At 66.7% G+C, this 20,141-nt stretch carries 12 protein-coding genes and 1 pseudogene; 9 read left to right on the top strand and 4 right to left on the bottom strand.

All coding sequences use genetic code 11. From position 1 onward, the window contains the following. Positions 1-1,061 (bottom strand): ATPase, T2SS/T4P/T4SS family (locus AAHE99_RS21745; RefSeq protein WP_342119447.1); only part of this gene is annotated, 1,061 nt, incomplete at its 3' end. Beyond that, entirely contained in the window at positions 1,058-1,951 is an 894-nt protein-coding gene (locus tag AAHE99_RS21750) for an MBL fold metallo-hydrolase (RefSeq protein WP_342119448.1), read from the bottom strand. The genes AAHE99_RS21750 and AAHE99_RS21745, both read right to left, overlap by 4 nt. Before the next feature lie 124 nt (positions 1,952-2,075). Here AAHE99_RS21750 and AAHE99_RS21755 point away from each other — a divergent pair, with 124 nt between their 5' ends. The 8 genes and pseudogenes from AAHE99_RS21755 to cueR all read left to right on the top strand — a co-directional run. Further along, positions 2,076-3,692, top strand: coding sequence for a GAF and HD-GYP domain-containing protein (locus AAHE99_RS21755; RefSeq protein WP_342119449.1), 1,617 nt, complete (start codon positions 2,076-2,078; stop codon positions 3,690-3,692). Continuing rightward, a complete protein-coding gene (locus AAHE99_RS21760; RefSeq protein ID WP_342119450.1) occupies positions 3,693-5,954 on the top strand; it encodes a CHASE2 domain-containing protein in 2,262 nt (753 codons plus the stop codon). A gap of 125 nt (positions 5,955-6,079) precedes the next feature. Further along, positions 6,080-6,685 carry a hypothetical protein gene (locus AAHE99_RS21765; RefSeq protein WP_342119451.1) on the top strand — a complete coding sequence of 202 codons (606 nt, stop codon included), beginning with the start codon at positions 6,080-6,082 and terminating at the stop codon, positions 6,683-6,685. A 163-nt stretch (positions 6,686-6,848) separates the two neighbouring features. Then, positions 6,849-8,420, top strand: coding sequence for a ShlB/FhaC/HecB family hemolysin secretion/activation protein (locus AAHE99_RS21770; RefSeq protein WP_342119452.1), 1,572 nt, complete (start codon positions 6,849-6,851; stop codon positions 8,418-8,420). Positions 8,421-8,429: 9 nt separating this feature from the next. Further along, a complete protein-coding gene (locus tag AAHE99_RS21775; protein ID WP_342119453.1) occupies positions 8,430-14,930 on the top strand; it encodes a two-partner secretion domain-containing protein in 6,501 nt (2,166 codons plus the stop codon). Then, entirely contained in the window at positions 14,899-15,717 is an 819-nt protein-coding gene (locus AAHE99_RS21780) for a FecR family protein (RefSeq protein ID WP_342119454.1), read from the top strand. The genes AAHE99_RS21775 and AAHE99_RS21780 overlap by 32 nt, the downstream gene beginning before the upstream one ends. Positions 15,718-15,785: 68 nt before the next feature. After that, positions 15,786-18,008: a heavy metal translocating P-type ATPase gene (locus tag AAHE99_RS21785; protein WP_342119455.1), complete on the top strand. Its 2,223-nt coding sequence runs from the start codon at positions 15,786-15,788 to the stop codon at positions 18,006-18,008. Between the two features lie 3 nt (positions 18,009-18,011). Continuing rightward, positions 18,012-18,392 (top strand): annotated as a pseudogene (gene cueR, locus AAHE99_RS21790) (Cu(I)-responsive transcriptional regulator); the annotation flags it as partial. Here the strand turns inward: cueR and AAHE99_RS21795 are convergent. Then, entirely contained in the window at positions 18,393-19,139 is a 747-nt protein-coding gene (locus tag AAHE99_RS21795) for a sulfite exporter TauE/SafE family protein (RefSeq protein ID WP_342119456.1), read from the bottom strand. Positions 19,140-19,165: 26 nt separating this feature from the next. On the opposite strand from AAHE99_RS21795, the gene AAHE99_RS21800 reads away from it, so the two are divergent. Beyond that, positions 19,166-19,909, top strand: a complete 744-nt coding sequence (locus tag AAHE99_RS21800; protein ID WP_342119457.1) for a glutathione S-transferase — start codon at positions 19,166-19,168, stop codon at positions 19,907-19,909. Here the strand turns inward: AAHE99_RS21800 and AAHE99_RS21805 are convergent. Continuing rightward, entirely contained in the window at positions 19,893-20,093 is a 201-nt protein-coding gene (locus AAHE99_RS21805; RefSeq protein ID WP_342119458.1) for a heavy-metal-associated domain-containing protein, read from the bottom strand. The two genes, AAHE99_RS21800 and AAHE99_RS21805, sit on opposite strands and share 17 nt — an antisense overlap. Positions 20,094-20,141: the final 48 nt, after the last annotated feature.

The following is a 20,141-nucleotide window of genomic DNA, read 5'->3' on the forward strand; positions in this document are numbered from 1 at the left end:
AGCTGCAGCAGCTGGGTGGGCTGGGGGGGGGGGCGGCCCGCGCCGGCCGGGCCGCTCAGGAGGAACAGGCCGTGCGCGGTGTCGATGGCGGCGCGCAGGCGGTCCTGCACGGCGGCCTGCATGCCGAGGCGTTCCAGCGGCATCGGGGCGCCGCTGCTTAGCAGGTGCAGCACCACGTCTTCCATGCCGCCGGCCGACGGGATGAAGGTGGCGCGCAGCTCCACATCGAGCTGGCTGAATTCGCGGAACAGCAGCTTGCCCTGCACCGGATGGCTGGCCGCCGCGGCGGGCAGGCCGCACATGGTCTTCAGGCGCGCCACCAGGGCGTTGTGCATGTCGAGCGCGGCTTCCGCATAGGGCAGCAGCGCGCCGTCGCGGCGCAGGCGCAGCACCGTGATGCCGCGCGCGGCATGCGGTTCGATGTGGATGTCCGAGGCGTCGAGCCGGCAGGCTTCGGTGATGATCTTGTCGGCCAGGGCGGCTGCGGCGTCGGCGTTCGCGCTGCCGGCTTGCGGGCGCGCGCCGCTGGCGTGCGCCTGCGCGGCAAAGCGCGGCGACTGGCGCGCGGCCAGGGCTACCGCCAGCGATTCGCACAGTACTTGCAGGCCTTCCACCTGCAGCGCGCTGAAGGCCTCACCGCTGCGGGTATTCACCAGCTGCACCACGCCCAGCAGCTCCTTGCCCTGCGCATCGGCGATCGGCGCGGCCAGCACCTGGCGCGTGCGGTAGCCGGTGCGCTGGTCCAGGCCCGGCAGGAATTGCAGCTCGGGCGAAATATCGCGCAGCTGGGAGGCGTCGTAGACGTCGGCGATGTTCAGGGTTTGCTGTGACAGGGCGACAAAGCCGGCAATGCTGCCGGGCGTGGCGGCCAGCCGGCCTTCGCGCGACACCAGGTAGTCCTTCTCCTGGTCCATTACGTACAGCATGCAGCGGTCGCATTCGAACAAGTGGCACAGGTCGGCCGGCACGCCGGCCATCAGTGCATCCAGGCCGCGCGCCGCGTGCAGGCGCGTGCTGACCGCCTGCAGCTTGCGGTACAGCTGCAGTGCGGCATCGCTCACAGCGTGACCTCGAGGCCCTCGTAGGCCAGGAACACCTGCAGCTCGCCCAGCGTGCCCTCATGGCGCGCCATCACGTCGGCAAATACGGCTTCCAGTTCATCGTCGCTGCGGGTCGGTTCGTGGTGGGTGCAGTACAGGCGGCGCGCGCCGCAGCGCAAGGCCATCGCGATGGCGTTGTCGAAGGTGCCGTGGCCCCAGCCCACTTTGGACGGGTATTCCTCGCGCGTGTAGGAGCAATCGACAATCAGGGCGTCCACGCCTTGCAGCAGTTCGTCGATAGCGCTGCTGTGGCGCTCCATGTAGTCGTTGAAGGCGCAGTGCTCGGGGTGGCCGGCCTGGTAGATGTTGAACATCGGCTCGTGGTCGCCGGTGAAGAACAGCGACTTGCCGTTACAGTCGATGCGGTAGCCGAGGTCGGTCACCGGATGGCCCATCAGCACATTGCTGACGGTGGCGTCTTCCACCGTCACCGGTTCGCCGACGGCCAGGGTGCGGTAATCCAGCGTGGCCGCCAGCTGCGCTTCCGAGACCGGGAAATAGCTCGGTTGTAGTTGTACGCCTACCACATGGCTGATATCGCGCCCGGTTTCCGGCTCGGCCGCGCCATACAGCCGCACCTTGGTGCCCGGCACGAACAGCGGCGAGAAGAACGGCAGGCCGTGGATATGGTCCCAATGGCTGTGCGTGATGAAGATGTGCGCTTCGATCGGACGCTTGGGCGCGGCCACCAGCGCCTGTGCCAGAGGGAAGATGCCGGTGCCGGCATCGATAATCAGCAGGCTGTCGTTATCGGTGCGGACTTCGATACAAGTGGTGTTGCCGCCGTAGCGCACGGTGCGCGGACCCGGCGAGGGGATGGAACCGCGCACACCCCAAAAAGTGAATTTCATTCAATGAACCCTTAATCTATCCCGATATTGTTGCTTTTTTACTTATAAGTTGATGATAGCGTTTTTGTTGCGGTGGTGGTGGGCCGATATACAAATTTTTGCCTCAAGGATACACTGTCCCGCTATGGAAGAACTGACCCCGAAACAAATTGCACAGCGGCTGGAACAGCTGACTGAATTAAGTGTCGCATTGGGCGATGGCCACGACCTCGACTTACTGCTGGAACGCATACTTCTGGTTGCCAAGCGCATGACGCACGCCGACGGCGGCACCCTGTACCGGCCCACCGCCGACGGGCGCGCACTGGGCTTTTACCTGACGCTGAACGACACCCTGCACATCCGCCGCGGCGGCAGCGGCGGCACGGCGATCGATATCCCACCGGTGCCGCTGTTCGACGCGGCCGGCGAAAAGAACCTGGCTTCGGTGGCGGCTTTCGCGGCCAACCAGGGCCGCTCGGTGAATATCGAAGACGTCTATAACACGACGGAATTCAATTTTTCCGGGATGCGCCAGTTCGACCAGCAATTCGGCTACCACTCGCAGTCGTTCCTGACGGTACCGATGCGCAACCACCAGGGCGAGCTGCTGGGTGTGCTGCAGCTGGTGAATGCCACCGATACCGATTCGGGCAAGATCGTCGCCTTCAACCAGACCGACCAGCGCTTCATCGAGGCGCTGGCGGCGCAGGCCGGGGTGGCGCTGACCAACCAGCAATTGATCATCCAGCTGCAGCAGCTGCTGGAAGCCCTGGTCAACCTGATCAACATCGGCCTGGACGAGAAGTCGCCGTACACCGGCCGCCACTGCCAGCTGGTGCCCAAGCTGACCATGATGCTGGCCGATGCCGCCCATGCCGTGCAGGAAGGGCCGATGGCGGCGTTCCGCATGAGCGAGGCCGAGCGCCACGAGCTGTGGCTGGCCGGCCTGCTGCACGACTGCGGCAAGATCACCACGCCGGTGCACGTGGTGGACAAGGCCACCAAGCTGCAAACCATTTACGACCGTATCGGCCTGCTCGACACGCGCTATGAAGTGCTGCTGCGCGACGCCGAACTGCGTGCGCTGCGCGCCCAGCTCGATGGCGGCGACGCCGGCCAGCTGCAGGCCGCACTGCGCGAGGAGCAGGAAGCGCTGCGCGCCGAACGCGATTTCCTGCGCCACGCCAATGTGGGCGGCGAGGGCATGTCGCCCGACGACCAGGAGCGCGTGCGCCGCATCGCCCAGCGCCGCTGGGTGGGGCCGGATGGCAGCGAGCAGCCGTTCCTCAGCGAGGAGGAAGTGGAAAACCTGACGATCCGCTTCGGCACCCTGACCGACGGCGAGCGCAAGGTGATCAACAACCACATCGTGATGACGGTGAAGATGCTGGAATCGCTGCCGTGGCCGAAGCACCTGCAGAACGTGCCGGAATACGCCGGCGGCCACCACGAGCGCATGGACGGCAAGGGCTATCCGAAGGGTCTGACCAAGGAGCAGATGTCGGTGCCGGCGCGCGTGATGGCGATTGCCGATATCTTCGAGGCGCTGACCGCGCGCGACCGCCCTTACAAGAAGGGTAAGCTGCTGTCGGAGGCGCTCGACATCCTGGGCAAGTTCAGCCTGAACGGCCACATCGACCCCGACCTGTTCGATATCTTCATCCGCCAGAAAGTCTACCTGGCCTTCGCCGGCGAACACATGGACCCGCGCCAGATCGATGCCATCGACGAGTCGCGCATCCCGGGCTACACGCCGTAAATGCGCAAGCTGCTGACCCGCCACGGCGCGCGCTGGCTGCTTGGCTTGCTGCTCACGGCGCTGGCCGCGGCGCAGCTGATGCAGGTGCTGCCGTCGGACTCCATCGCGCGCATGGACACCTTCTTTGCCGGCCTGCGCATGCGGCTGGAGCCGGCTGAACTCGACCCGCGCATCGTCATTGTCGACATCGACGAGCGCAGCCTGGCCGAAGTAGGGCGCTTCCCCTGGAGCCGCGACAAGGTGGCGCGCCTGGTCGAGCAGCTGACCGCGCATTACGGCGTGGCGGCGGTGGGCTTCGACGTTTCCTTCCCTGAGGCCGACACCAGTTCCGGCTACGCGGTGCTGGAGCGCCTGGCCGGCGCCGAATTGCGCGACGTGCCGGGCTTGCCGGCCCGCCTGGCCAAGCTGCAGCCGGAGCTCGACTACGACGGCCAGCTGGCGCGCGCCATGCGCGACCAGCCGGTGGTGCTGGGCTACAGCCTGTCGGGCAGCCAGCGCAAGGGCGTGCTGCCGGCGCCGGCCTTCACCGTGGACAGCCTGAATGGACGCACGCTCGACGCCTACAGTTCGCAGGGCTATGAAGCCAATATCGTGCGCCTGCAGGCGGCGGCGGCCGGCGCCGGCATCTTTACCGCGCTGCCCGACAGCGACGGCATCGTGCGCTCCTCGCCGCTGCTGCAGCGCATCGGCGACGGCTATTACCCGGCGCTGTCGCTGGCGACGGTTGCGGCGGCGCTGCAGGCGCGCGCCATCACGCCGGTGTGGGAAGGTACGGTGGACACGCTGAGCAAAGCGGAGCGCGAAAACGGTGGGCTGGACATGATCGCCATGTACCATGCCCAGGCCAAAAAGCCGCTGCTGATCCCGGTCAGCGAGGGCTTGACCGCCACGGTGCAATACCGCGGCAGCGGCGGCCCGGCCGGCGGCGCCTTCCGCTATGTATCGGCGGCCGATGTGCTGGCCGGCCGCACGCCGGCCGAACACCTGGAAGGCAGCGTGGTGCTGGTCGGGACCACGGCGCCCGGCCTGAACGACTTGCGGGCCACGCCGGTCAGCAAGGACTATCCCGGGGTGGAAATCCACGCCAACCTGATCAAGTCCATGCTGGACCAAAGCTTCAAGGTGCGCCCGGACTGGTGGCTGGGGATGGAACTGGCGCAGGCGCTGGTGCTGGGCGTGGTGCTGGCGCTGGTGCTGCCGGTGGTGGCGCCCGTGTGGGCGATCCTGCTGTCGCTGGGCGCGATGGCCGGCGCAGCCTGGCTGAATTTTTTCCTGTACACCCATTACGACTGGGTGCTCAACCTGGCCACGCTGTTGCTGCTGGTGCTGGCGCTGTTCGTGCTGAACGTGGCCTGGGGCTACTTCTTCGAGGTGCGGCGCGGGCGCGCCCTGGTGTCGCGCTTTGGCGAATACGTGGCGCCCGAGCTGGTGGCGGAAATGGCGGACGATCCCGAGCAATACAATATGGATGGCGAGAGCCGCGAACTGACGGTGATGTTTGTCGACGTGCGCGGCTTCACCACGATCTCCGAAGGGCTGACGCCGAAGCAGCTGCGCGAGTACATCAACCGCTACCTGACCGCCATGTCGGAAGAGATCCGCGAGCGCCACCGCGGCACGCTGGACAAATACATCGGCGACGCCGTGATGGCTTTCTGGGGCGCGCCGGTGGCGCAGCCGGACCATGCCAGCCGCGCGGTGGCGACCGCGCTGGCGATGCAGGCCACGGCGGCGGCGCTGAGCCGCGAATTCGTACAGCGCGGCTGGCCGGCGCTGCAAATCGGCATCGGCGTCAACAGCGGCTTGATGCACGTGGGCGACATGGGCTCGGCGATCCGCCGCGCCTATACGGTGATGGGCGACGCCGTCAATCTGGGTTCGCGCCTGGAGGGCATCACCAAGGTGTATGGCGTGGGCATCGCGGCCGGCGCCCTGACGCGCGCGGCGGCGCCGGAATTCGCCTGGCGCGAGCTGGACCTGGTGCGGGTCAAGGGCAAGCAGGAACCGGTGGCGATCTTCGAGCCGCTCGGTGTGGACGCCGAGCTGGACGAAGCGCGCCGCGCCGAGCTGGCGCGCTGGCACGAAGTGCTGGCCCTGGTGCGCGGCCAGCAATGGCAGGCCGCGCAGGAACTGCTGGCGCCGCTGGCCGCCGCGGCCCCGGCTTGCGGCCTGTACGCCCTGTACCTGGGCCGCATCGCGCACTACCAGGCCCACCCGCCGGGCGCGGACTGGGACGGCGTGACCAGCTTCGACAGCAAATAAGCAACACTCAACGGTGCGAGCGGCGGACAGGCGTAAAATGGACCTGTCAATTCGGCTATTTCGTCCTAAACTGAGAGTAACAAGAGTTGCTCCCTAGCTAGGCGGACATCGCCGGGAGAAATGTCATGAAGCACTGCATCGTATCTATTCTGTCCGTGGCTACCTGCGCTGCGGTGCAAGCGGCTCCTCCCGCAGACCGCCGCGACGCCTCGCCGCTGGGATTTTCCGCCACCGCCTACCCACAGTCGGATTTCCCCGGCATCCCCGGCAGTTCCTCCACCGTGCGCCTGGCGGCGACCCTGACCAAATCGCTGCCGCGCGACTGGGAAGTACGCGCCAGCATCAATACCCAGTACAGCCAGGGCACGCCCAGCCTGCAGGACAGCCTGGCGCCGGCGCCCATCACCGCACTGCGCCTGATGGCCAACCGCGACGTGCTGCGTGATGGCGGCCTGGGCAGTAATGTCGAACTGTACTCGCCCAACCTGTGCGCCAGCCTGATGCGCAAGTGCCGCGCCTTGCTGTTCTACGACCGCAATGCCGTGCCATACAACCGCAATGTGAATGGCGAGCTGCGCGGCCGCAAGGTCGGCAGCCTGGGTGTGGGGATGCGCATGCAGCTGCAGCACGGCATGAGCCTGCAGGTCGATTACGGCCGGGTGATGCGCTCGGACCTGATGCCGGACGACGCCCGTAACCGCCTGACATTACGGTTTGGTTACAGATGGTGAAAGAAGTTCCATTTAATTTTCACTTCGACAATAAATATTGTCAAAAAAGTGTGACCACGCCGCCGCAAGCGTCCAAGCTTGTCTTATGATATCGATTGTTTCCGTATGCAAATGCGGGATAATTGGCTTGCCTGCTGTTCCCTCCAAATACTAATAATTGATTATGAAACAACGCCTTGCGTTCCTGCTGGCGGTGTCATCGCTGGCGGCCGCCGTTCATGCAGCCGAGGTGGTGCCCGACATCATCCGTTTTGAAATCAGCCGCTTCGACGTGCGCGGCAATACCCTGCTGCCGGCGGCGGAAGTGGAGCGCGTGCTGGCGCCGTTCCGCGGCCGCGAGCGCGACTTCGGCCATGTGGCGCAGGCGCAGGACGCACTGACGGCCGCCTACCAGGCGGCCGGCTACAGCGTGGTGGCGGTCAACCTGCCGGAGCAGGAACTGGAGCGCGGCGTGGTGCGGCTGGACGTGGTGGAAACCCGCATCGGCCGGGTGCAGGTACGCGGCCAGAAATTTGTCGATGAGGCCAATGTGCGGCGCGCACTGCCGCCGCTGCGCGAGGGCGCGGTGCCGCATATGCCGTCGATTTCCGCCGCGCTGAAGCTGGCCAACGAACAGCCGGCGCGCAAGGTCACCATGAAGCTGCAAAGCGGCGGGCGCGACGATGAAGTCGATGCTGCCCTGGAGGTGGCCGACGAGAAGCAGTGGAAAGCCATGCTCAATGGCGACAACAGCGGCAGCGGCAGTACCGGCAAGACCCACGTGGGCGCCGTGCTGCAGCACGCCAACCTGTTCGGGCGCGACCACGTGGCCAGCCTGCAGTACACCACCTCGGCCGAAGAGCCGGGCCGGGTCAAGGTGTACGGCCTGGGCTACCACATCCCGCTGTACGCGCTGGGCGATACGCTGGACTTTTATGCCAGCTACTCCAACATCGATTCCGGCACGGTGAACGCCGGCGCCTTCAACCTGGCGGTGAGCGGCAAGGGTGCGGTGTACGGCGCGCGCTATACGCAGCGCCTGCTCAGCACGCCCGGTTATGAGTCCAGCCTGCAGTACGGCGTCGACTACAAGGACTTCCGCAACAGCGTGATCCTGCTGGGGCAGGAGCTGGGCAACGACGTGGCCCTGCATCCGCTCAGCGTGGCCTACCTGGGCAACTGGAACAGCGCCGGCGGCGACGCCGGCGTGGCGCTGACGGTGCTGCGCAATCTCCCGGGCGGCCAGCGCGGCCGCCAGGACGACTTCCGGCGCGCGCGCGCCGGCGCCGACGAGGATTACATGGCCGTGCGGGCGAGCGCCAGCATCAGCCGCCTGCTGGCGGGTGAATGGATGTGGCGCGCCGTGGCCAATGCGCAGGTTTCGAGCGATGCGCTGGCGCCCGGCGAGCAGTTCGGCGGCGGCGGCGCCGGTTCGGTGCGCGGCTTTGGCGAGCGCGATGTGGCGGGCGACAGCGGCGCCGGCCTGAACCTGGAGCTGTACACGCCTTCGCTGTGCGGCAACAGCGGCTGGCAATGCCGTCTGCTGGCCTTCCACGACCGCGCCTATGTGCGGCGCAACCATGTGCTGGCGGGCGAGCTGACCAGCACCTCGATTGCCAGCGCCGGCCTCGGCCTGCGCCTGATGCTGTCCAGCCAGGCCAACCTGCAGCTCGATTACGGCCGCATCCTGCAAGCCGGCGCCACCGGCCGCGACCACGGCGGGCGCCTGCACGTGCGCCTCGGCCTTGCTTATTGAGACCTCACCATGAAACAGAACAAACCATGCCAACTTGCGCTGCTTAGCCTGGCCGTCGCGGCCTGCTTCGGCAGCGTGCAAGCCAACCCGGTAGCGCCCCAGGTGGTGGCCGGGCAAGCCAGCTTCCAGCAGCAGGGCAATGTATTCACGGTGACGAATGCGCCGAACACCATCATCAACTGGCAAAGCTTCTCGGTCGAAGCCAATGAGGTCACGCGCTTCCTGCAGCAAAGCGCCGACAGCAAGGTGCTGAACCGCATCACCGGCCAGGACCCCAGCCGCATCCTCGGTACGCTGCAATCGAACGGCAAGGTATTCCTGATCAACCCGAACGGCATCCTGTTCGGCAAGGACGCGCGGGTCGACGTGCAGGGCCTGGCCGCTTCCAGCCTCGGCATGTCGAATGCCGATTTCCTGGCCGGGCGCCTGGACTTCAGCGCACAGGGCGCGGCCGGCAAGGTGGAGAACCAGGGCAGCATCAGCACCGCGCGCGGCGGCCAGGTCTACCTGGTGGCGCCGGATGTGAAGAACAGCGGCATCATCAACGCGCCGGGCGGCGCCGTGATGCTGGCTGCCGGCCACAGCGTGCAGCTGGTCGATGCCGCCGACCCGTCGGTGCAGGTAGTGGTGTCGGCGCCGGCTGACAGTGCGCTCAACCTGGGCCAGGTGGTGGCGCAGGGCGGCCGCATCGGCATTTTCGGCGCGCTGGTCAACCAGCGCGGCGTGGCCAGCGCCGACAGCGCGGTGCTGGGTGAAAACGGCAAGGTGCTGCTGCGTTCCAGCAGCCGCACCATGGTGGAGGGCGGCAGCCTGACCTCGGCGCGCGGCGGCGAGGTGGCGGTGCTGGGGCCGCAGGTCGGCGTGACCGGCAATGCCCGCATCGATGCCAGCGGCGCGCAGGATGGCGGCGCCGTACTGGTGGGCGGCGATTACCGCGGCGCCAATGCCGCCGTGCCGAATGCGCAGCAGGTCTACGTGGGCAAGGATGCGGTGCTGGCGGCGGACGCCGGCGCCAGCGGCAAGGGCGGCAAGGTGATCGTGTGGGCCGACCAGTCGGCGCGCGTGCACGGCAGCCTGTCGGCGCGCGGCGGTGCTGCGGGCGGCAATGGCGGCCTGATTGAAACGTCCGGCCAGCAGCTGGACCTGGCGGGCTTGCGGGTCGATGCCGGCGCGGCCAAGGGCCAGCGCGGCGATTGGCTGCTTGACCCTTACGATATCGCGGTGGGCGCGACCGGCTCCGTGGGCCTGGAGGACGTCGACCTGTTCGACGACGGCGCGAGCAGCGGCATGACGCAGATTGCGGCTTCGCTGCTGAACGGCGCGACGGCCAATGTTATCCTGCAGGCCAAGCACGACATTTTCTTCAACGAAGCGGTGTCGATCACGAATCCCGGCGTTGGCCTGACGGCGCTGGCGGGTAACGACGTCAATGTCAACGCGGCGCTGACGACCAATGGCGGCGCCGTCAAGCTGGTGGCCGGCGACAGTTCGTCCGGCGCGACCGCGACGACCGCCAATCTAACCCTGGCAGCCGGCATTTCGACCGGGGGCGGCAGCGTTGAACTGAAAGGCGCGGGCCTGTCGCTGCAAAACGGCGTCGCCGTGAGTGGCCAGGAAATGCGTTTGCTGGCCGATAGCATCGATGTGGCCAGCACCGCCAGCCTGGCGTCCACCACCAGCGTGTATATTGCGCCGCGTACCAGCGGCAATGCCATCACGCTGGGCGGCAGTTCGGGCTCCAGCAGCACGCTGAACCTTACTAATTCGGTATTAGGCGCGATCAGCGCCCAGGACCTGACGATCGGCACTTCCGCCAACGCCGTGTCGGTGAGCGGCGCGGTCGACCTGTCCAGCTCCAGTGCCGGCAGCTCCGCGCTGACGCTGACCGGCAGCACGCTGAATATCGGCGCGGGCCTGCGCAGCAAGAGCCGCCTGAACCTGTACTCCACCGGCGCCATCAGCGGCAGCGGCGCCATTACCGCGCCAAGCCTGGACGCCAGCGGCGACAGCATTACGCTGGACGGCGCCAACCAGGTTGGCATACTGCGCGCGATGGCGGCTGGCGACATCAGCTTCCGTACCACCGGCGCGCTGCACCTGGGCAGCTGGGATGGCCCCTCCGGCGTGCAGTCGTCCAGCGCCGGCAACGTGACGCTGGAGGCCAGCGCGATCACCCAGGAAACCGACGCTTCGGTGCAAGCCGGCACCCTGACCTTGAAGAGCAGCGGCCAGGTTGACCTGACAACCAGCTGGGACAACCACGCCAACAAGCTGGTGGCGCAGAATGTCGGCGACTTGCAATATACCGATAGCAGCAACCTTGAGGTCTCCTCGCTGAGCCTGGCTTCCGGCGGCACGGGACAATTGTGGGTCAATGCTGGCGGTACCCTCAGCATCAGCGGGACGGTCGACAGCCGCAACGGCAGCATGGAGCTGGCAGGCGGCAACGTTGCGCTGGGCAGCGGCGCCGTCGTGAACGGGCGCACCATCAAGTTGAAGGGCAGCAGCGAAGGCATCAGCACCGCCGCCGGTTCTTCGATCGCCGGCAATTATGTGACCCTGCAGACCAACGGCCTGTCGCTTGGCGGCACGGTGCAGGGCATTACCAGCGCAGCGCTGGAAGACAGCGGCCAGGTGACGCTGGCGAATCCGGGCGGCACGATCCAGCTGGGCTCAGTCGCCACGCAGTTTGGCGGTTTCGCCCTGACGCTGGACAGCTCCACCCTGTCGAAAATTACCGCGCGCCAGCTGGTGCTGGATAACCGCTTCTCGGAAGTCATCGCCGGCATGTATGTCGGCGCGCTGGATATCAGCAGCATGCCGCTGAGCGATTCGCTGATCCTGCGCAGTGGCAGCACGGTGAATTTCAGCGGCACGCTGAAGCTTCCGTCGGCAGCCAACCTGAAGGCCTATGCAGGCAGCTCACTGACCACCAATAGCGCCGCCCAATTGCAGGCGCATGGTGTGCACCTGGAAGGGCAGAGCCTGAGCCTGGCCAGCGGTTCGATCACGGCTGACGTGGTCTCGCTGTACAGCAGTAACGATGTCGAGCTGGGCGGCACCACCGCCACTGCGACCGTACCGACCTACCTGCCGGCCAGCGTGCTGGGCGCCATCACCAGCAGCAGCCTGCACATTGGCAGCGGCGGCGCGATGAAGGTGGGCGGGGCGCTGGGCAGCTCGGGCATGAACCTGGCGCTGGAAGCGCAGGGCGGCAAGCTGACCATTGCGGCGCCGGTGCAAGCCAGCAGCATCAAGCTGGCCGCCGATGCCATGGAATTCTCGGACTTCGTCACTGCCGGCACGGCCGTGCTGGCGCCGTCGACCTCCGGCCATTCGGTGACCATTGGCGCGACCTGCACCGGCAGCTGCCTGTCCCTGACGGACCTGAGCTACATCAAGGCCACCACGGTCGGCATCGGCAGCAACCAAGCCGGCGGGACCAGCGCCATTACGCTGGCCGGCGCGGCCAACCTGGACGGTGTCACCAACCGCCTGGCCCTGTTCAGCAACGGCGCCATCACGCAGGACAGCAACACTGCCGCCGCCGCCCTGACCGTCAACGAGCTGGGCATCGACGCCGGCAGCGACGTCGTGCTGGACCATGCTTCCAACCAGGTGGGCAAACTGGCGGCGAGCGTCGGCAGCGGCGACATCACGTTCCGCAATGCCCAGTCGGTGGCGATTGCCAGCATGAATGGCGGCAACGCCGCGCTGGATACCGACTATGCCATCAATGGCGTGGTCGACAACGGCACCGTCAACATGAATGTCACCGGTTCGCTGACCTCGTCCGGCGCCACGATCCAGGCCAACAAGCTGGCCGCGACCGCCAGCGGCAGCATCGGTACCGCGACTTCGCCGCTGCTGACCAAGGTGGCCATGCTGCACGCGGAATCCACCGCCAGCAGCGGCAATGCGCCGATCAATATCACCAACAACAGCGGTGCGCCGTCGTCGCTGTCGGTGATCAAGCTGAAAACCAATACCGGCAATGCCGGCAACATCGTACTGAATAACTACGGCGCCACCGAAGTGGCGACGGGCGGCGAAGTAGCCAGCGATAGCGGCGACATCAGCCTGACCGCGCATAGCCCGCTGACCATCAACGGGCGTGTGGAAAGCAGTTCCGGCGATATCACGCTGGTGGCCGGCAGCAGCGGCAGCAGCGGCGATAACCTGGTGATCAACAACCTGGTGCGCACTGCGGGCGGCAACATCACCCTGCGCGCTGGCGCCGATATCACCTATGCAAGCAGCAACGTGGTGGCGCCCAATGGCACCATTACCAATGCAGCCAACGAGAACACGCCGACGGTGCCGACACCGCCGACGCTGGCCCAGTGCGTGGCCAATCCTGGCCTGTCGGGATGCGATTCGGTGCTGCCGTCGCTGGGGCAGTGCGTGTCGAATCCGACTGCCGCAGGGTGCTCGGTGGTGCTGCCCTCGCTGGGCGAGTGCGTGGCGAATCCGAATGCAGCGGGCTGCTCCGCAGTGCTGCCGTCGCTGAGCCAGTGCGTGGCCAATCCAAGCGCCGCCGGTTGCGCCGCGGTGCTGCCGTCGCTGAGCCAGTGCGTGGCGAATCCAAACGCCGCTGGCTGCTCCGCCGTGCTGCCGTCGCTGGCCCAGTGCGTGGCCAACCCAAGCGCCGCAGGCTGCTCCGCCGTACTGCCGTCGCTGGGCCAGTGCGTGGCCAATCCGAGTGCCGCAGGCTGCTCCGCCGTGCTGCCGTCGCTGGCCCAGTGCGTAGCCAATCCGGGTGCCGCAGGCTGCTCCGCCGTGCTGCCGTCGCTCAGCCAGTGCGTAGCCAATCCAACTGCGCCGGGCTGCGCTGCCGTGCTGCCTTCGCTGAGCCAGTGCGTGGCGACGCCGGCTGCGGCGGGTTGCGAAGCTGTGCTGCCATCGATCAGCCAGTGTGTGGCGACGCCGACCGCGCCGGGCTGCCAGGTGGTGCTGCCGTCGATTAACCAGTGCGTGGCAACGCCAACCGCGCCAGGCTGCCAGGCGGTGCTGCCGTCGCTGAGCCAGTGTGTGGCGACGCCGGCTGCGCCAGGCTGCTCGGTGGTGCTGCCGCCGCTCACCCAGTGCGTGGCGACGCCGACTGCTGCGGGCTGCGAGGCTGTGCTGCCGCCGCTGAGCCAGTGTATTGCGACGCCGGCTGCGCCAGGCTGCCAGGCGGTGTTGCCGTCGATCAGCCAGTGCGTGGCGACTCCAAAGGCGGCCGGCTGCCAGGTTGTGCTGCCTTCGCTCAATCAATGCGTGGCGACCCCGGCCGCCCCGGGCTGCCAGGTGGTGCTGCCGTCGCTGGGCCAGTGCCTGGCGACGCCGTCGGCGCCAGGCTGCTCGGTGGTGCTGCCTTCGATCAGCCAGTGTGTGGCCAATCCGGCGGCACAAGGTTGCCAGGTGGTGCTGCCATCGATCAGCCAGTGTGTGGCGACGCCGTCCGCGCCGGGCTGCTCGGTAGTGCTGCCTTCGATCAGCCAGTGCGTGGCCAATCCGTCCGCACAGGGCTGCCAGGTGGTGCTGCCGACGCTGGGCCAGTGTGTGGCGAATCCGTCCGCGCAGGGTTGCCAGGTGGTGCTGCCGTCGCTGAGCCAATGCGTGGCGACGCCTTCCGCGCAAGGCTGCCAGGTGGTGCTGCCATCGATCAGCCAGTGTGTGGCGAATCCGTCCGCGCAGGGCTGCCAGGTGGTGCTGCCGACCCTCGGCCAGTGCGTGGCGAATCCGTCCGCGCCAGGCTGCCAGGTGGTGTTGCCGTCGCTGAGCCAGTGCGTTGCGGCGCCTACTGCCGCCGGCTGCTCCGTGGTGCTGCCTTCGCTGAACCAGTGCGTGGCGACGCCTTCCGCCCAAGGCTGCCAGGTGGTACTGCCTTCGCTGGGCCAATGCGTGGCAACGCCTGGCGCGGCTGGCTGCTCGGTGGTGCTGCCATCGATCAGCCAGTGCGTGGCGTCGCCGACCGCCCAGGGCTGCCAGGTGGTGCTGCCAACCCTTAACCAATGCGTGGCTTCGCCGGCGACGGCCGGTTGCTCCGTGGTGCTGCCAAGCCTTACCCAGTGCATTGGGAGCCCGACCCTCGCGGGCTGCGTGGCCGTGCTGCCGTCAATTAACCAGTGCGCGGCCAGCCCGACGCTGGCCGGATGCGAAGTGGTGTTGCCGCGTCAGGACAATTGCGCGGCCAAACCGAACCTGCCGCTGTGCCAGGTGGTTTCGCCGCCATCCGTGGGCCAGCCGGCCAACCCGGTGCAGCTCGCAGTCAACCAAACGGTCCAGACGATCAATCAGTCGACCGCGCAAGTGGGCGGCGGTAAAAACGTCACGGCCCCGACGGGTGCTGGTGGCAGCAGCTCGAGCAGCTCGAGCAACTCCGGCAGCAGCGGCAGCGGTGGCCCCGCAGCCACGTCCGACACTCCAGGCGATAAAGAGAAGAAGTCTGAAGATACCGCGGGCACGAAAGAAGATACTTCGAAGGCGAAAAAAGATGATCCTGCTAAGAAAATGTACTGCAACTAAGCAATTCGCCCAAGGCGTGCTGCTGTTCGCCCTGTGGGCGATGGCGACACTGGCGCTGGCCGGGCCGGTGGCGGGCACGGTGGTGCATCTGAGCGGCCCGTTGTTTGCGAAGAAAGCCGACGGCACCGTGAAAGTGCTGTCGCTTAAGTCGGAAGTCGAAAATGGCGACACGCTGATGACGGAGAAGAACACCTACGCCCTGGTGCGCTTCATCGATAACAGCGAAATGACGCTCAAGCCGGGCAGTACGATGACGGTGGAGAACTTCAGCTTCGACAGCGGGCAGCAGGACAAGGACCAGGCCAGCTTCAAGCTGGTCAAGGGTGGGCTGCGCTCGGTGACCGGTTTGCTCGGCAAGCGCAGCAAGGAAAAGTTTGAGCTGAAGACGCCATCGGCCACCATCGGTATCCGCGGCACCACCTTCATCGCCGAGTACGTCGGCGCGGTCGCTTTGCCCAGCGCCAGCGCCCCGGGCTCGAATGGGGCGATGCTGCCGTCCCAGGGCGCGTCCCTGGCCCAGGTTCCGGCGCCGCCTATGCCGGGCAACAAGCCGCCGGGCTTGTATGTCCAGGTACTCGACGGCATGGTGGTCTTGAGCAACGGCAGCGGTGCGCAAAACTTTGCGGCCGGACAATTTGGCTTTGTTCCAAGTTCCCAGCTGCCGCCGGTTATCCTGCCGAGCAACCCAGGCATGCAATTCTCGCCGCCGCCGGCCTTTCACGCACCAGCGCAGAACGGCAACACAGCGCCGCAGCAATCGAACGCCGTCGACTGCATCGTCCGTTAAAAAGCGCTTGACCTTCCCACCATGGGATACTTGATACTGGTCGCCAGAAGATAGGCCAGGAGTATCCCATGAGTCAGTTTCAGCAAACCGTCCACATTGAAGGCATGAGTTGCGCATCCTGCGTGCGCCGCGTCGAGAAGGCGCTGGCGTCCGTGCCGGGCGTGAGGCATGCCGCCGTCAACCTAGCCACCGAGACCGCGCGCGTCGATTCCGATGCGCCGCTGGCGTTTGCCGCCCTGCAACAGGCGATTGGCAAGGCAGGCTATAACGCCAGCGAAGTGTCCGCCCCAGCGGACGAGGCATCGCCGCGCATTCCCGAGGGGCTGGCCGTCATCCTGTCGGCCGCGCTGTCGCTGCCGCTGGTGGTGCCGATGGCAGCCGAGTGGTTCGGCATGCACTTGATGCTGGCGCCGTGGCTGCAATGGCTGCTGGCCACGCCGGTACAGTTCGTGTTCGGTGCGCGCTTCTACCGCGCGGGCTGGAAGGCGCTGCGGGCCGGGGCGGGCAATATGGATTTGCTGGTGGCGCTGGGTACTTCCGCCGCCTATGGCCTGAGCGTGTACCTGGCCCTGGCGCCGCAGCATGGCATGGCGCACCTGTATTTCGAGGCGTCGGCCGTGGTGCTGACGCTGGTGCTGCTGGGGAAATGGCTGGAGGCGCGCGCCAAGCGGCAGACGGCTTCCGCCATCCGCGCCCTGCAGGATTTGCGGCCGGTGACGGCGCGCGTGCGGCGCGAAGGGGAGTCGGATGCCGACCTGCCGATCGCGCAGGTGCTGGTGGGCGACATCGTGGTGGTCCGCGCCGGCGAGCGGGTGGCGGTGGATGGCGAGGTGGTGGATGGGGCCAGCCACGTGGATGAATCCCTGATAACCGGTGAGAGCCTGCCGGTCGCCAAGCATGTGGGCGACCGCGTGACCGGGGGCGCCATCAATGGCGAGGGGCTGCTGCTGGTGCGCACCAGCGCGACCGGGGCCGAGACCATGCTGTCGCGGATCATCCGCCTGGTGGAGGATGCGCAATCGGCCAAGGCGCCGGTGCAAAAGCTGGTCGATAAAGTGGCGGCGGTGTTCGTGCCGGTGGTGCTGGTGCTGGCGGCGCTGACCTTTGCTGGCTGGTGGCTGGTGGCGGGCGATGCGGAGCAGGCGCTGATCAATGCGGTGGTGGTGATGGTGATTGCCTGTCCCTGCGCGCTGGGGCTGGCGACGCCGGCGGCCATCATGGCGGGTACCGGCGTGGCGGCGCAACACGGCATCCTGATCAAGGATGCGGAGGCGCTGGAAATGGCGCGCCAGGTGGATACCGTGGTGTTCGACAAGACCGGCACGCTGACGCAAGGTAAGCCCGTGCTGGCGCAGCTGCTGCCGCACGAGGTGGAGGCGCCGCGCCTGCTGCAGCTCGCAGCGGCCATACAGCGCGGCAGCGAACACTCGCTGGCGCGCGCCGTCCTTGACGCCGAGGCGAGCGCCGACGGCGCCGCCGGCGCGGCAAGCGGTCGCGGGGCCGGGGCGGCGGGGATTGGACTGCCCATACTGGAGGCAGACGCGCTGGTGACGTTGCCGGGGCGCGGGCTGCAGGCCCGGGTGGATGGCGCCGAGCTGCTGCTGGGTAGCGGGCGGCTCATGGCGGAGCGCGGTATCGACCTGGCGCCGCTGCTGCTGCGCGCGGCCGAACTGGAAGTGCAGGGGCACACCATCTCCTGGCTGGCCGATGCCGGGGCAGCGCGGCTGCTTGGCCTGCTGGCCTTCGCCGACCAGCCCAAGCCGCACGCGCGCGCTGCGGTCGAACGCCTGCACGCCCGCGGCATCGCCACCGTGATGCTGACCGGCGACAACCTGGGCAGCGCGCAGGCTGTAGCGCAAGCGCTCGGCATCGGCCAGGTGGAAGCCAACCTTCTGCCGGCCGACAAGACCGCCGTCATCGCCAGGCTCAAAGCGGAGGGCAAGCGCGTCGCCATGGTCGGCGACGGCATCAATGACGCGCCGGCGCTGGCCGCAGCGCACGTGGGCATCGCCATGGCCACCGGCACCGACGTAGCGATGAACGCCGCCGGCATCACCCTGATGCGCGGCGAACCGCTGCTGGTGGCGGACGCGATCGATATCTCGCACCGCACTTTCACCAAGATCCGCCAGAACCTGTTCTGGGCCTTCATCTACAATGTAGCAGGGATTCCGCTGGCGGCACTCGGCATGCTGAACCCCTTGCTGGCCGGCGCCGCGATGGCATTCAGCTCGGTCAGCGTGATCAGCAACGCGCTGCTGCTGCGCCGCTGGCAACCTTCGAAGGAGTAAGCCATGAATATCGGACAAGCCGCCACCGCATCCGGCGTCAGCGCCAAAATGATCCGCTACTACGAGAGCATCGGCCTGGTGCGCGAAACTGCGCGCACCGACAGCGGATACCGGATTTACGGCGACAACGACCTGCACACGCTGCGCTTCATCAAGCGCGCCCGCAACCTGGGCTTTTCGCTGGAGCAGATCGGCGACCTGCTGTCGCTGTGGCAGGACACCGGCCGTGCCAGTGCCGACGTGAAGTCGATTGCGATGGGCCATGTGGAGGAACTGAACCAGCGCATCGTGGAGCTGACGGAAATGCGCGACACGCTGGCCAGCCTGGCCAAGACCTGCCACGGCGACGGCCGGCCGGAATGCCCGATCCTGCAAACCCTTGGATCAGCGCAGGAACATGTACACGGTGAGAACTGCGCCCACCATCACGACAAAGATGCGCATAAGCTGCGGGGGAAGCCGGTAGATCAGCCACGAGCCCAGAAGGCCGCCCGCAATACCACCGGCGCATAAGGCCACGGCGGCGGCCCAGCTGATCATGCCGGAGAAGGCGAAGATCAGGGTGGCCGAGGCATTCATGGCCATGGCCAGCATATTTTTGGTCGCGGTGGCGGCGCGGATCTGCTGGCCGGCGATGGTGAGTGCGGCCAGCATCAGGAAGCCGATTCCGCCGCCAAAGTAGCCGCCGTAGATGGCGATGCAGGACTGCACCACGGCCAGTACCCATTTCGGCATACTGGCGGTGGCCTGGATCGGCTGGCGGCGGAACGCGCCCCATGCGAACATGGCGGTGGCGAACAACACCAGCCACGGGACCAGTTTCGCGAAAAAGGTCGGCGGTGTAATCCACAACAGGATAGCGCCCATGATGCCGCCGATGATGCTGATGGTGAACAGCTGGCCGAAACTCAGGCCGCTGACGCCTTCCGCGATCTTGCGGCCCGCGATGGCGGACGTGGCCTGGGCCGGGAACATGGCAACGGTGGACGTCATATTGGCGGCCACCGGGTTCAGTCCCGCCAGCAACAGGGCAGGGAAGGTGATGAAGGAACCTCCGCCAGCCAAGGCGTTCTGCGTACCGGCAAACAGTCCGGCGGCGGCAAGCAGTAAGATGGTATGAATGTCGGGCATCGGATCATTATAGCCAAGGAGCAAAGATGGAGCCTTACAAGCTTTACTACTGGCCGACCATCCAGGGGCGCGGCGAATTTGTGCGTCTTGCACTGGAGGAGGCCGACGTGCCGTATATCGACGTGGCGCGCGGCAAAGGGGGCATGAAAGCGATGCAGGAGCTGATTGCCGGCGGCAGCGACATCCGCGCGGCATTCGCACCGCCGGTGTTGCGGGCGGGAGAGCTGCTGATTGGGCAGACCGCCAATATCCTGATGTTCCTCGGCGCGCGCCATGGGCTGGCGCCGCGTGCCGAGGCGGGGCGGCTGTGGTGCAACCAGCTGCAGCTCACCATCGCCGACATCGTGGGGGAAGCGCACGACACGCACCATCCTATTTCCGTGAACATGTACTACGAAGAGCAGGCGCGCGAATCGAAGGCGCGGGCGCGCGACTTCGCCACCGAACGCATTCCGAAGTACCTGGATTATTTCGAGAGCGTGCTGCGGGCCAACCACGCACGCGGGGGATGGATCGTTGGCTCGCGCCTGAGTTATGTGGACCTGTCGCTGTTCCAGCTGCTGGACGGCCTGCGCTACGCTTTCCCGAAGTCGATGGAAGCCTATGAAGGACGCTGGCCTGGCCTGGCGCGGCTGTCCGGCCGGGTGGCGGCACGGCCGCGCGTGGCGGCCTATCTTGCCTCAAAACGCCGCCTGCCCAATAACGAGGATGACGTTTTCCGCCATTACCCCGAACTGGAACAGGGCGTGCGCGTCAGGCCGCGCGCGTGACCGGGTAGCCGGCGTCCACGATGGCGGCTTTGATCGGTTCCAGCGCCGCTGCCGAGTTAACCTTGACGTGCTTGCCTTTCAGGTCGACTTCGACCAGCGCCGCCGGGTCGACGCCGTGGACGGCTTCCGTTACGGCCGACACGCAGTGGCCGCAAGTCATGTTTTCTACGGTGAGATCGTACATTTTTGCTCCTTTCGAATGATGGCTAAACGTACTTTAATCCCTCCCACC

Source organism: Pseudoduganella sp. OTU4001 (assembly GCF_038440195.1).
Classification (GTDB): Bacteria; Pseudomonadota; Gammaproteobacteria; order Burkholderiales; family Burkholderiaceae_D; genus Rugamonas.

Bases quoted from the DNA above. Each gene is read 5' to 3' on its own strand.
- AAHE99_RS21750 (WP_342119448.1), bottom strand. From the start codon at position 1,951: ATGAAATTCACTTTTTGGGGTGTGCGCGGTTCCATCCCCTCGCCGGGT.
- AAHE99_RS21755 (WP_342119449.1), top strand. From the start codon at position 2,076: ATGGAAGAACTGACCCCGAAACAAATTGCACAGCGGCTGGAACAGCTG.
- AAHE99_RS21760 (WP_342119450.1), top strand. From the start codon at position 3,693: ATGCGCAAGCTGCTGACCCGCCACGGCGCGCGCTGGCTGCTTGGCTTG.
- AAHE99_RS21765 (WP_342119451.1), top strand. From the start codon at position 6,080: ATGAAGCACTGCATCGTATCTATTCTGTCCGTGGCTACCTGCGCTGCG.
- AAHE99_RS21770 (WP_342119452.1), top strand. From the start codon at position 6,849: ATGAAACAACGCCTTGCGTTCCTGCTGGCGGTGTCATCGCTGGCGGCC.
- AAHE99_RS21775 (WP_342119453.1), top strand. From the start codon at position 8,430: ATGAAACAGAACAAACCATGCCAACTTGCGCTGCTTAGCCTGGCCGTC.
- AAHE99_RS21780 (WP_342119454.1), top strand. From the start codon at position 14,899: ATGATCCTGCTAAGAAAATGTACTGCAACTAAGCAATTCGCCCAAGGC.
- AAHE99_RS21785 (WP_342119455.1), top strand. From the start codon at position 15,786: ATGAGTCAGTTTCAGCAAACCGTCCACATTGAAGGCATGAGTTGCGCA.
- AAHE99_RS21795 (WP_342119456.1), bottom strand. From the start codon at position 19,139: ATGCCCGACATTCATACCATCTTACTGCTTGCCGCCGCCGGACTGTTT.
- AAHE99_RS21800 (WP_342119457.1), top strand. From the start codon at position 19,166: ATGGAGCCTTACAAGCTTTACTACTGGCCGACCATCCAGGGGCGCGGC.
- AAHE99_RS21805 (WP_342119458.1), bottom strand. From the start codon at position 20,093: ATGTACGATCTCACCGTAGAAAACATGACTTGCGGCCACTGCGTGTCG.